Annotated in this window: 4 protein-coding genes; 2 read left to right on the top strand and 2 right to left on the bottom strand. The window is 69.0% G+C overall.

What is annotated here, in order from left to right; translation table 11 throughout:
* Nucleotides 1-13: 13 nt before the first annotated feature.
* Together LQ326_RS44010 and LQ326_RS44015 are read right to left on the bottom strand one after the other, a co-directional pair.
* Complete coding sequence (locus LQ326_RS44010) at nt 14-6,862, bottom strand: polymorphic toxin-type HINT domain-containing protein (RefSeq protein ID WP_234544745.1); 6,849 nt, start codon at nt 6,860-6,862, stop codon at nt 14-16.
* A gap of 137 nt (nt 6,863-6,999) precedes the next feature.
* Entirely contained in the window at nt 7,000-11,325 is a 4,326-nt protein-coding gene (locus LQ326_RS44015; RefSeq protein ID WP_372497120.1) for a LamG-like jellyroll fold domain-containing protein, read from the bottom strand.
* Between the two features lie 248 nt (nt 11,326-11,573).
* Between LQ326_RS44015 and LQ326_RS44020 the strand changes: the two genes are divergently transcribed.
* On the top strand, nt 11,574-11,882 hold the full coding sequence (locus tag LQ326_RS44020) for a hypothetical protein (RefSeq protein WP_234544746.1): 309 nt from the start codon (nt 11,574-11,576) through the stop codon (nt 11,880-11,882).
* A 285-nt stretch (nt 11,883-12,167) separates the two neighbouring features.
* Nucleotides 12,168-12,482: a hypothetical protein gene (locus LQ326_RS44025; RefSeq protein ID WP_234544747.1), complete on the top strand. Its 315-nt coding sequence runs from the start codon at nt 12,168-12,170 to the stop codon at nt 12,480-12,482.
* Nucleotides 12,483-12,929: the final 447 nt, after the last annotated feature.

A 12,929-nucleotide genomic window follows, 5' to 3' on the forward strand; every position in this document is an offset into this window, starting at 1 on the left:
CCTTCGCACACTCCTATGGACAGTTACGAAGATACTCGCCCGTATCCTTGTGGTCCTGCGTCGAAGAATAGGGAGTTCCGTCAGGATTCCAACGCTGCGGACGGTTCTTGACGTTCGGGCCCATGTCGATCGTATTGCTTCTCACGACACGACCGTTCGCCATCTCTATTGAGACTTTGTTTCCCGCGGAATCCTTGAAAGTGGCCCAGGCGCCAGAATCTCCAGTGGGTCCCGTCATCTCAAAGCCATTGGCCAGAAGCGTATCGTATGCCTCGGTTTGCGTCATCCCATTCATGTTCGGAACAGATGGGAAGGGATTAACAGTGCCACCACTGTTGTGAACCAGGATCGGCGTGGCACCCGCCAGCACATAGTACGTGTGGATGTCGGCGACGGTGAGGTTGTGCACCGTGGCCGGCTGGGTCCATCGGTGGATCGCGGTGATCGTGACCACGACCCGGGTGGACGCGTCGAGCCGTTCGCCGGCGATCAGGTCGGTGGCGTCGACCCATGCGCCGAGCTCCGGGACCCAGAACGGGTGTCCCTCCGTCGCAGTGACCGTAGCGGTCCGCTTCCTGCCCGCGACCTCGATGGACAGGGTGATCCTGACCAGGTGCTTCAGACCCTTGCCGGTGATCTCGGCGGTGACCCTCTTGACCGTGGTCCGGCCGGTCTTCGGGTCCGTGGCCAGGACCTTGTCCCCGGTCTTCACGTCCTGGATGGACTTGGTCGTGCCGTCGGCCATGAGGACTTGGGTGCCGGGGACGAAGCTGTTGCAGGGTTTCGAACTGCCGCCGGCCCCGCCGAGATAGGCCAGCAGTGCGGTGGCGACGGTGTCCCGGATGACGTTTCCGCGTGCGACGGCCGCGGCCTTCTCGTTGCATTCGTCGGCGTGGTAGACGCAGTAGGTCGCCGCGATCTCCTTGGCCTTCGCGACGTCCTTGCCGCCGTGCAGCACGTAGAGGTAGGCCTGGCGGCATCCCTCGCGGCCGTAGCAGGCGGAGCCCGCTGTGGACGACTCGTAGGCCGGGTTGTACCAGAAGTCGTCCGTGAACTCCCCGTTCATCCGGGGGGACCAGAAGTCGTCCGCCAGCTTGTCGATGTCGTTGGTGACGGGGGTGTTCGCGGCCACCCAGTGCTTCTTCGCCGCCTGGGAGCGCTTGTAGATGTTGCCGCGGTGGTAGTCGGACGTGCCGGTCCTGGCGTCGTAGCCGACTTCCTCCTGCTCGTGCTTGCTGCAGTACTTGAGGTCGTACTGGCAGGAGTTGGGCTTGGAGCCGATCTCCGTGCCCGCCGGGTCGGAGTAGGTGAGCGGGTTGTTGTTGGCGTAGCTGTAGCCGTTCATCTGCTGCGGGTCGTCGGCCGTGAAGAGTGGGTCGACCGACAGGAAGCGGCCCGTGGCGGGGTCGTACTCGCGTGCGCCGAGGTGGGTGAGGCCCGTCGCGGTGTCGTTGGTGCCGCCGACGAAGCCCTTGGTGCCGGTCCAGGTGTTCGGCACGGTGCCGCGCAGCCCGCCGAACGGCAGGGTCCGGCGCTGGGTCAGTGCCTGCGTGTCGGCGTTGACGGACAGCTGGGCTGTGCCGTGGTGGTCGGCCAGGGTGAAGGAGACGGTGCCGTCGTTGGCCTGCACGGCCTGGTGGCCGCCGCCGACGTCGAAGTACCGGGTGCCCTTGGCCGTCGTGGCGCCCGTCGCCAGGGTGACCTCGGTGGGCCCGAGGTAGAGCGTGGTCTCCGTCGGGGTGCGGCCGATCAGCCGGTTGCCGTCGGCGTCGTACAGGTACTCGGTGACCTTGTCGCTGCCGCCCTCCACCGGCTGGGTGACCTTGGCGAGGTGGCCCTCGGCGTCCCAGTCCAGGGTCTGGGAGGTGCCGTTGCCCAGCAGGCGGGTGTGGGTGTTGCCCGCGACGTCGTAGGTGAAGCTGTCGGTGGACTTCACCGTGCCGGTGGTGGTGTCCACCGAGCCCAGCGTGTGCGGCCGGACCGCACTCGCGTCGGGATAGTGGTAGCTCCGCTGGGTGTCCGAGGCGCCGCTCGTGGTGGCGTGCTGGGTCTCGGTGAGCCGGTTGCCGACCTTGTCGTAGGTGTAGGAGGTCCAGTACGGGGCCGGGCCGCCCGGCGTCGCGGCGGTCGGGGTGGTGACACAGCCGGTGGTCGACTGGGCCCACGCCTCGGTCAGCCGGCCGAGGTAGTCATAGGTGAAGCACTGGTTGTCGGTGCCGGAGCGCGAGGTGTCCGAGACGGACAGGACGTTGCCCGCCTCGTCGTAGGAGTAGGTGTTGTACTGGTCGACGCCCGAGACGTCCTGGCGGTCCACCCGTGTGGTGGCCAGCCGCTGGGTGCCCCACTGGTAGGTGTTGGTCTCGTACGTGGCCTTTCCGCCGTTCGCGGCCAGCGAGTACTGCAGCGGCTTGCCGACGGGACTGTAAGCGGCGGTCGCGGTCAGGTTCTTCGGGCCGCTGATCTGGACGGGCCGCAGCGTGCCGTCCTCGTAGGTGTAGGCGACGGTGTTGGCGGCCAGGTCGCCGGCCTTCGGGTAGCCGACGCCCTGCACCGTGCCCGACGCGTTGTAGGTGGTCGTCGACAGATAGGTGCCCTGCAGCGCGCCCTCGGTCGACGGGATCGTCACCGAGGTGCGCAGGGGCCGGTACAGCCGGTCGTAGGCGACGACGCTGGACTTGTACTCCTGGCCGCCGCTGTAGCGCGAGCTGGACGCGAGCCGGCCCTTGGCGCCGCTGATCGTGTCGTAGACCCACTTGGCGCGCAGGGTGCCGGTGGAGGAGGTGTCCCGCAGCTCGGTCCTGCGGCCCAGACCGTCGTAGACGGTGGCGAGGACGGTGCCTCGGGCGTCCTTGGTGCTGGTCAGCTGGGCGCGGTCGTCGTACTCGTTGTGGGTGGCGCCCTTGTCGGGGTCCGTGGTGTCGGTGAGCCGGCCCATCAGGTCGTACGTCCAGGTCCAGGGGTTGCCCGCTGGGTCGGTGACCCTGGTCAGCTCACCGCGCGGCGAGTAGCCGTAGGACGTGGTGTCGTAGGCGGCGTCGGCGGCACGGGAGTGCAGCAGGCGCAGTTCGGTGGTGTTGCCGCGGGCGTCGGTGACGGTGGTCTGCGCCGTGCCTCCGACCGGCGGGATGACGGTGGTGCGGTCGCCGCCGTAGACGGTCTTCGTGATGCCGAGGACCGTGCCGCCGTCGCCGTTGCCGGCGATCTGCCGCAGCTCGGTCGGCCGGCCCAGACCGTCGTAGGTGTAGCGGTTCTGGGTCTCCACGCTCAGCGCGTTCTCGGGCTTGAACATCGTCGTGGAGGGCGCGGTGGTGTCGGTGTAGTAGGAGGTGAACTCCTTGGTGGTCAGACCGCGTTCGTCGTAGAAGGTGTCCGCGAGCAGCGTTCCGCCGTTCGGGCCGGGCGCCTGGGTCTGGCGGGGCCGCAGGAAGCCGTCGTAGAAGGCGTACGAGGTGTCCTGGGCGCCGGAGTTGCCGATGGTCTTCGTGCCGACGGCGACCGGCTTGGCATCGGTGATGGTGTACGTGAACTCGTAGCTCGGGGTCTGGCTCGTGGTCCGGTCGGCCAGCCAGACCTTGCTGGTGCGGCCCAGCGGGTCGTAGGCGTACGTCGTGACCTTGCCGTTGGTGTCGGTCTCGGTGAGCGGCTGGCCGCGCAGCGCCTCGTAGGCGGTGGTCGACGTCTGGGCGGTGGTGCTGTCCCCGGCCGTGGCGGGCGGGGTGGTCACCGTGCTGCTCGTCGGGAATCCGGTGGTCGGGGTGTACGCGGTGGTGGTGGTACGGCCGTCCGAACGCGCGGTGCGGGTCAGCGTGCCGCCGGAGGTGACCGTGACGTCGGCGGTCAGGTCGGTGGTGGTCAGCGCCCGTCCGTAGCCGTCGTAGGCGGAGCTGGACTCCAGGTAGGCCGCGGTGGTGCCGCTGTACGCCTTGAGTTTCGCGGTCCTGGTGGCGTCGCCCTTGGTCGCCGCGACGCCGTACGCCCCGCCGTCGTAGGCGGTGCGGACGTCGGAGAGCACGTCGGCCGGGCGGCTGGTGGTGGCGTCGCAGGCCTTGGCGACCGTCTCGACCCGCACGGGGGCGTCGACGGGGACGCTGCCGGAGACGTAGGTGGTGCGGGTGCACTGGTCGTCGGCCGCGGTCGTGGTGTCGCCCAGGTCCTCGCTCTGGGTGACCAGGCCGGTGGTGGTGTCATGGGTGTCGGAGCCCGCGGTGGTCCGCCACTTGACGCCCGCGCCGTCGTCCAGCGAGGTCCAGGACCTGCTGGAGGCGGTGCCGGTGAGGTTGGCGGTGACGGTGCCCCAGTCCCGGACCTTCTTCGCGGTCTGCTGGTACCAGGGACGGCTCACCGTCTTGGAGAGCACCTTGCCGCCGGGACCGGAGTAGGTGACGGTCTTGTAGGCGAACCCCGCCTGCGACTCGTGGTCGGTGATCGGGTCGCCCTCGCCGGAGTCCAGGGTGACCGACACGCTCTTGGTGCCGCCGGAGGAACTCAGCCGGTCGCCGTCCATGCCGCGCAGGAAGTACGTGTCCGTCTGCGACTTCATCGCCGACGCGCCGCCCTGCCCGCCGGTGCGCACCCGTACATGGCCGTAACCGCGCCACTGCGACCAGGTCTTGGACTTCTCCTTGGTCATCCCGTCGTCATCGTCGTAGTGCCAGGCGGCGCCGTCCAGGTAGTCGTACATGGTGACCTGGTCGGGCGCGCCGCCGGTGCGGTCGGTAGAGGTGACCGTGTCGACCACGTACTTGTTGAACCACTGCCGGTCCGGGTCGTCGGTCGTACTGCCGCCGATGTACTGCGGGAAGCAGCGGGTCGTGTTGGTCTGCGGTGTGGGCAGCCCGGCCGCGTCGCAGACCGGGGCCGAGTAGCCGACGTCGATCTGGCCGCCGGACTCGTCGGCGACGGTGGACAGCCGGGACTTGATGTACGGGGCGTAGCCGTCGCCGATCTTGTCCAGGCGGTTGGCGAGCTGGGTGTAGGCGAGGGTGACCTTCGGCAGGGTGACCGAACCGGTGCCGTCGTAGCCGGTGCGCTGGACGGAGTCCAGCAGCAACTGGTAGTCGGTGTCGGCCATGCCCCACCGGTGGGTGAGCTTCCAGCCGTCGACGTTGCTGTAGGAACCGGACACCAGTACCTGGGTGGTGACACCGGTCAGCCGCTTGCGGGTGAAGAACGCCGGGGAGTAGCGGCCGTTGTCGCAGTCGGTGCCCGCTTCGCAGTTCAGGTCCCACGGGGTGTCGTACCAGTACTGGGAGTCCGTGGAGATGGACGAGCACGTGGTCGAGCTGTCGGGGATGCACCGCTCACTGCTGGTGAAATTGACCTTGGCGAGCGCCTTCGCCGAGTACATGGCCGTGTTCTTCAGCCCGTACTCGATGCGGTCCACCGTCCCGCCGCGGACGTACGTCGTGTCGTCGGCGGCGGTCAGGTTGCGGCCGTAGGAGTTGGTCTCCTTGTCGTAGTAGTACGCGACCGCGTTGCCGTGCGGGTCCACGACGTAGTCGAGGTTCCAGCGCCAGCCCTGCTGGCACCAGGAGGCCGCGAACGTCGAGGCGTTGCACGGTTCGCCGGTGTTGTTGCCGAAGACCGGCACCGTCCAGGTCGAGTCGGTGGTCTCGTTGCCGCTCGCCCAGCCCGGCAACCGGTTGTAGCCGAAGTAGTACTGGGTGCCGTCGGGCGTCGTCACCCGCCAGTACTCGTCGTTGCGGGCGCCGTTGGAACGCACGTCGGACGACGAGCCGTAGATCCGGTCGATCTTCGTGCCGTCGTCGTTCTGCAGCTTGAAGGAGTTGGTGCCGTTCGGCACCAGCTCCCCGCCCGAACCGTTCAGCGACAGCGTGGCGTTGTCGTACGCCCAGCACAGGTCGCCCGGCTTGTTCCCGTCGGCGTTGGTCGCGCCGTCGTCCGCGCACCCCTTGTAGCTGCGCTCGATGAAGCCGGGCGACAGGTCGAACCCGTCACCGACCCACGAGGCCTGGTTGTTGGTGTTGCCGGTACGGCCGTCGACGCCACCTGAGGAGTACGAGAGCCCGACCTGCGGGGTCAGCCCGCCGGGCACCTGCGGCACCGCCATGTCGTACGACCACGCGAACGAGCCGCTGCTCTGATCCGTGCTCCACGTCGACGAGGAGGACAGGGAGGTGGCCTTGTAGTCGCCCCTGTCGCTGCCGGCCGAGGCGGTCGCCGCGAGGACGGTCGCCGTGCTCGCGCTGAGGGTGACCGAGTTCGCGGTCAGCGTCTGCTTCTCGGTGTCGTTGACCGTCGCCACGGGCCGGGTCGTACGGCACTGCTTCTTCTGCGGGGTCGTCAGCGCACACGCGGGCAGCCGGACCAGGGTCAGCCGGGACGCGTAACCGCCGCCGTACAGGCCGGCGAACGAGGAGTAGTCCAGCCCGGCGCGCACCTTGCCGCCGCGCTGGATGCCACCGCTGCGGCCGGGAGTCAGTGCGAAGACCGGTCCGTCGACACCCGTCTTCCGCGCCGCGCCGCGCGACAGTGTGCTCACGGTGTAGGCGCCGGCGGCCGCGGACCGCGCCGCCCCGGTGCCCAGGGTGAGCGGGAGTCCCCTGACCGGGGTGGGCTCATGACGGAGCGTCACCTTCACCGCGCTCGCCTTCGGCCAGCCGGTGGCCGGCGCCTCGGCGGGCGTCCGGGGCCCCTTCATCACCTTGCGGGGCAACGCCTTGCCCACCGGACCGCCGGCGACCGGCGACTCGGCCTGCGGCAGCGCCGGCTTTCGCCAGCCCTGGGCGACGGCGGGCACTCCCGACGCCTGCAGCAGTGTCGCGGTCAGCACGGCGGCCGTGGCCGCGGCCACCCGGGGCCACGGCCGAAGGCCTGTTCGTGTGCGTCGTCTGGTCTTCATTGCGGGGCTGTCTTCCTCCCGTTGAGTGCTCCGCGGGCAGCAGGGGGCCGCACACGGCGGAGTGAGGCAGGTGTCCCGGGAGCGGGACCCGGCCGCCGACTGCGGCGGCCGGGTTCCACTTCCGGTGGCGGAGCCGATCAGTCGCCGCTGGGGACGGCGGTCTCCACGCCCGGCATACCGACGGCGAGGTGATCGATCTGGGTCTCGGTCAGCGCACCCTGGAAGACCCAGACGTCGGAGAGCGAACCGGGGAAGTACCCGCCGGACGTGCTCCCGGTGGTGTCGCGGCCGAGCTGCAGGGTCTTCGCCGCCTTGTAGGTCAGCACGTCGTCGGCCCACGAGACGGTGTCGGCGCAGCTCGCGTCGTCCTGCACCCCGTCGTCGTCGGCGTCGGCGCAGGCGGTCTCCTGGAGTTCGCCGTTGACGTAGAGGCGGACCTCCTTGGAGAAGCCGTCGTAGACGAGTGCCACGTGGTTCCAGTCGGTGGGGCTGTAGAACATGCCGTTGCCGATGTCGGAGACGGTGGCGGAGTCGCTGTCGGAGTCGGCGGTGGCGATCCGCCAGCGGCCCGGATCGGTGGCCGGGGTGGCGCTGGGTTCGTAGCGCACCGCGAACGCGCTCTTCCTGGTACCGGGAGCGCTCATGACGGTGACCGGACTCGTCGGAGTGGCGGCCGCCTGGACGAAGGCGCTCACGGTGAAGCTCGCGCTGGTGTCGACCGGCACCACGGTGGCCGCGGCGTAGTCGTCCGTGCCGTCCAGGGCGACGGCGCCGTCGACCCAGCCCGAGCCCGTCTGGGCGCCGTTGTAGAGGGTCATGGCGTTACCGGAGGACGAGGCGTCGGGCGAGGTCAGCGGGGTGCCGGTGGCCGTCTCGAACTTCCAGCGGCCCTTGACCAGAGCGCGCTGCTTGAACAGCTGCTGCACCTCGCCGGCGGACACCGGCCGGTCGAACAGCCGCACGTCGTCGATCTGGCCGGGGAAGAACGAGGTGGCCGCGCCCGCGAACGCACTGGCGCCGATCTGCACCGCGCCCCCGGCATACCAGGTCGAGGGCAGGGCCGTGGTGCCGGCCAGGGTCCCGTTGACGTACAGCGAGAGCTTGTCGGCCTCGGTGTCCTGCACGCCGACCAGATGCGTCCACTCGCCGCCGTACGCGGTGGTGCCGTCGGGCTGCATGGCCCGCACCACCGTGGAGTCGGCGGTGTCGGCGCTGTGCTGGTTGAACACCCAGCGGTCGTAGGAGCTGGAGTAGTACAGCTCCGGTCCGGTCACCGTGGCGCCGATCTGCGTGGCGACGGTCGCGGCGTGGGTCGGCTTGGTCTTCGCCAGCTTCACCCAGGCCGACACGGCGAAGCTGTACGAGGTGTTGACGTGCGGGCCGGCGGTGGTGGCGTAGTCGTCGGTCCCGTCCAGGGTGAGCGCGTTGCCGTCCGCTCCGGTCGCACCCGTGGTGGCGCCGCCCTTGAGGACCGCGGGGTTCACATCGGCCCGGCCGCTCAGCGCGGTCACGCCGGCGGCGTCGTCCATGTGGAAGACCATGCGGGCCGGACGGCCGTCGCCGATCGCGTTCGTGCTGTACAGGCTCGACACCTCGGTCCCCGACAGCGGCTTCTCGAAGGTCTTCACCTCGTCGATGGCGCCCGGGAAGGGCGCCGTCGGCGTGCCGTTGAGGAAGCTGCCGCCGATCACCATGCCGCGCCGTGCGTTCCAGGCCGTGGAGTAGGCCGTGGACCCGGCGAGCGCACCGTTGACGTACAGCTTCAGCAGCTTCTCACCGGCGGCGTAGATACCGACCAGATGCGTCCACTCGCCGGCCTTGACCCCGCCCGCGGCGGCCTGCATGGCCCGTACGGGGGTGCCGTCGGTTGTGTCGGCGCTGTACTGGTTGAACACCCAGCGGTCGTACGCCTTGGAGTAGTACAGCTCGAAGCCCGGCGCGTTGTTGCCGCGCTGGGAGGCCACCACCGCCGCGCCGGACGGCATGGCGGACAGCTTCACCCAGGCCGACACCGAGAAGCTGACGTCGGTGTTGATGGTGGCGATGTCCGTGGCGGCGTAGTCGTCGACGCCGTCGAACTGCACGGCCTTGCCGAACCTGCCCTCCACGTTCGGCGTCGGGCCGTTGTACAGGGTCGCGGTCTGTTCCGGTGCGCTGCCCGCCACCTGGGTGGCGCCGGCCGTCTCGTCCATGGCCCAGCCGGCACGTTCGCGCTGCCCCGACTTGACCCGGAACTGGTAGGTGCGGATCTCGGAGCCGTTGCCCGCGGAGTCGAAGGACCGTGCCGTGAAGGTGTTGAGGCCCGGTTTGACCGGCAGCACGGGCACGGTTTTGGCCGCTCCGCCCGAGGTGGTGACCGTGTTGGCCGAGACCGGGTCGCCGTTGAGGCCGAACCAGTACTTCGTCACGTCGGAGACGGCGCCGGTGATCACGAAGTCGCCGTACTGGCCGACTCCGTCGTACCAGGGGTCGTCGGGGTCCTCGGGGTCGGAGGCCGGGTAGATGGCCGAGGAGATGGCGGGTGCCTTGGGCACGCTCGTGTCGTACACGAAGTAACAGGCGGTCGGGTCGCCGGTGTACGACCACGGCGAGTACTGGGCCCCGTCGTAGGAGTGGACGTACCAGTTGACCGTCTTGTTGGCGGGAATGGAGGACGGCAGCGTGATCGCGAAGTCCGAGCCGGACTTCTTCGCCGTCGTCGGACCGGACTTCCAGCGGGTGACGACGCCCTTGCCGTCACCGGTGTCCCAGCTCGCCCGGAACTCCACGGAGACGGAGTCGCCGTCGGGGTCGGTGACGTCGTTGGCGTAGATCTTGCCGAGCGTGCGTACCCGCGCGGCACTGGCGGGGCTCTTGCAGGAGCCGCCGTACTCCATGGTCAGCTGCGACATCTTGATCTGCGGCGGCGGGCGGTTGTACTGGACGCGCAGATAGGCGTCGTCCGAGAACCGCTTCCAGGCGTAGCCGTCGGTCTCGCTCGCCGCCTTCATGCCGAAGGTCATCGTCGACCACTTCTTGTCGGCGGCCTGCTGCACCGCGGACTTCACGTCGAACTCCGCGTCCTTCGCCGCGCAGCCGGTGTACCCGTAGGCGAACGACTCCGTCCTGAGGTGATCGATCCAGAAGGCGTCGTTGTCCTGCGAGTTCCAGGTCGTCGAGGAGGAGATGTCCTTGGTGCGCCACAGCTCCACGCTCCGGTCCGAGCAGGACGCCGACCAGGTGTTGCGGACCACGAACTCCGCCTGCAGCACGGTCCGGCCCGCGAACTTCGAGGTCGGGATCCGGTAGAAGAGCCGCTTGGTGTCGTACGGCGCGCAGTACGACCAGTTGCAGTACCCCAGGCCGGCGTCCGAGTCGCCGTTGAACTTCCACTGCGGCGACGACGCCCAGTACTTGGAGGCCATCGTCCAGGCCGAGGCCTTCGGGGAGTACCACTGGGGGTCGATGAAAACGGGGTACACCGTGCCCTTGCCCCTGAGCACGCCGGTGTCCGGCGTCAGGACCAGGGCGTTCTGCGCGGCGGGAACCTCCACGCCGACCGGGGCCACATTGCCGGACTCCGCCGCACCGGCCTCGGAGGCGGTGGGGCCGGTGGTGGCGCTGGTGGTGGCGGCGGCCACAGAGTTCCGTGCGGCGCTGGACGACGTCGTTCGGGCGGGTCCGGCGGTGGACCCGGACCGGGCCGAGGAGGCGGGCGCCTCGGTACTGGAATCCCACATCAGGGGGCGGGGAGCCTCGAAGACGGCGCTACCGGCTCCCTGGTCGACCGCCGCCAGGCCGCCGTCGGCGGTCTCCTTGACCTGCATGCCGTCGGCGTCCAGCTTCAGCCGCAGTTCGCTCAGTTCGGCGCTGGCCGCGGCCTCGGCCGACTTGACGACCAGGAGTTGGGTGAAGCTGTCCTGCTGCGCCGTCATCCGCAGATCGACACCGGGCAGTACGTCCGGATAGGTGGCGGCGTTCCCGCTCAGCTCGGGGGAGGGCAGGTCCCTGGGCCAGGAGAGCGCCAGTTCACGACCGTTCTTCGTCATCCGCACCAGCGGCGACGAACCCCCGCCGGAGAACGTCAGACCGACGGTCGTCGCCCTGGGCGCCACCGTTCCGTTCGCGCCGCGGGTCAGCGTGGTGTCGATGTCCCGCCACGCGCCGTCCACCCGGGTCCGCACCGGCCGCAGATGCTCCCGGGCTTCCAGGTGTCCCTCCGGGGTGGCGTACACCTCGCTGCTCTCACCGCGTAACGAGACGATCTCCACCGGCTTGCCCGTACGCGCGGCCTCGGCCAGCGCCTTCGCATCCTCGCCCGTGCCGTCACCTGCGGCGGCCTTGGCGGCGCCGTCGGCCGAGGTGACGGCGTTCTCGTCGGCGACCGCCATGGCGCCGTTGGATGCGCTCGCCGCCAGCACCAAGGCCGCGGAGAGCACGACGCCGACTGTGCGCAGCCGGCGTCTCCCCCTGTGCGTATTCATATGAACTGCTCCCCCACAGAGCCCTGTTGGGCTACGACTGGCCGTCTTCGATCAAACGGCCGGCCCGCAACATATGAGTACTTACAGTTCGTTAACCAGACCCTTACGGAGGGGCAAAGCGCACAAGATCTACCAATCAAGTGAAGTCGGGTCGTGAAATACTTCACGTTTGCCCCCTGAATTCGCCACGATCCAACACCGATGACCTAATTGGGGGTCGCGCCTCCGGCCCGCACACCGCCGCCGCGATGAAGGCCGCCCTCGCCGGTCGCGGCGACGCCATCAAGCCCGAGGCCCTCGCCGCACCCGCCGCACCGCTCGCCGTGGACGGCCCGGTTCGGGCCGACACCGGCACCACCGTCAACAAGCACCTCGGCCTCGCACCCCAGGACACCCAGGGCATGCGTACGGACCCCTCGGAACAACAAAAAGGCCAGGTCACGTGGTACGTGACCTGGCCTTTCCCGGAGCCGCTTTCGGGATTCGAACCCGAGACCTACGCATTACGAGACCGTGAGCGATCGTGTTGCGTGGTGCCCGGTCGTGCTACTGAGTGACGTTCTGCCTGATCAGGCTGCCTGCGGCTAGTTGGTCTGTGCTGCCTCGTATTACGTCGTCCAAAGGCGTCCGGCCACCGGCTGGCCACCGAGAAGGGCATCGCCAACGCCAGAGAGCGGGTTCACCCAGGTTGGGGATCTCCCACAGACCGCCTGCGACACCCTGCACTCCCAACGGATCGCTCCAGGCGAAGCCGCTCCGGCGGAGCCTGAAGGCCGTTCCCGCAACCGCTGGGTCAACTACCGGGCATCTCCGCTCAGATCATCAAGTGACCGTCAAGAGCGTTGAACGAGCGGATCGCTGCCGCTGAGGAGGAGCTGTCCGATCTGGTGGTCACCCAGGCGACGCTGGCCCGCGTGTTCGCCGAACGCGACGCAGCCGAACCGGATTTCGAGCAGGTGTCTTCACGGGATGCGGATCCGGACGATCTGCCTGCCTGTCTACCGCCGGTCATGCGCGTCGCGACCGGTGAGGTGCCCGCCGAGGGCGACTGGCCGGTTGGCCCTGCTGGCTGGCGCGGCTGCGGACAAAGGAGATCTGCGAAGTGGCCCAGGAGGCCGCCGACCACCGGCACGTCGAGACGCTGCGGATGCGGATGAAGGGCATGGTGCGAGACGAGTGGCCGGCCGAGCCGTCCAGGGGTCTGTTCGGGCTGGCCGATGGTGGTGTGGAAAGAGGGCCGGGCACCCCGGCCCTCCTACTCGATTCACGTCGTGCTCACGCGGCCGGACGACGATGTGAAGGTTGATCCCGTTCGGTCAAAAAACCTTCACACAGATCGCACAAGTTTACTAAAGTGCGGTGCGCGCGCTGGGCCGAGCCGACCACTTGGCCGCCGCGCACGTCCATCGGCGACCGGGGGAACAGCGTCGCCATGGGGAGGGACAGGCAGGCCTGACCGCCGCCACGGCGCGTCGCCGCTTCACCACCCTTTCGCGCCGGGCCCCCGCCTGCCCTCTTCACGAAGAACGGATGTTCTTTTGCGTTCCAGACCGGGGACTGTGACGCCCCTTGCCCGAAAAACGGGCAGTCTCACACGACTTGTG

It is taken from the genome of Streptomyces shenzhenensis (assembly GCF_021462265.1).
In the GTDB taxonomy this organism is placed as follows: Bacteria; Actinomycetota; Actinomycetes; order Streptomycetales; family Streptomycetaceae; genus Streptomyces; species Streptomyces shenzhenensis.

Coding starts and splice junctions, on each gene's coding strand:
- LQ326_RS44015 (WP_372497120.1), bottom strand. CDS start 11,325: ATGAATACGCACAGGGGGAGACGCCGGCTGCGCACAGTCGGCGTCGTG.
- LQ326_RS44010 (WP_234544745.1), bottom strand. CDS start 6,862: ATGAAGACCAGACGACGCACACGAACAGGCCTTCGGCCGTGGCCCCGG.
- LQ326_RS44020 (WP_234544746.1), top strand. CDS start 11,574: ATGAAGGCCGCCCTCGCCGGTCGCGGCGACGCCATCAAGCCCGAGGCC.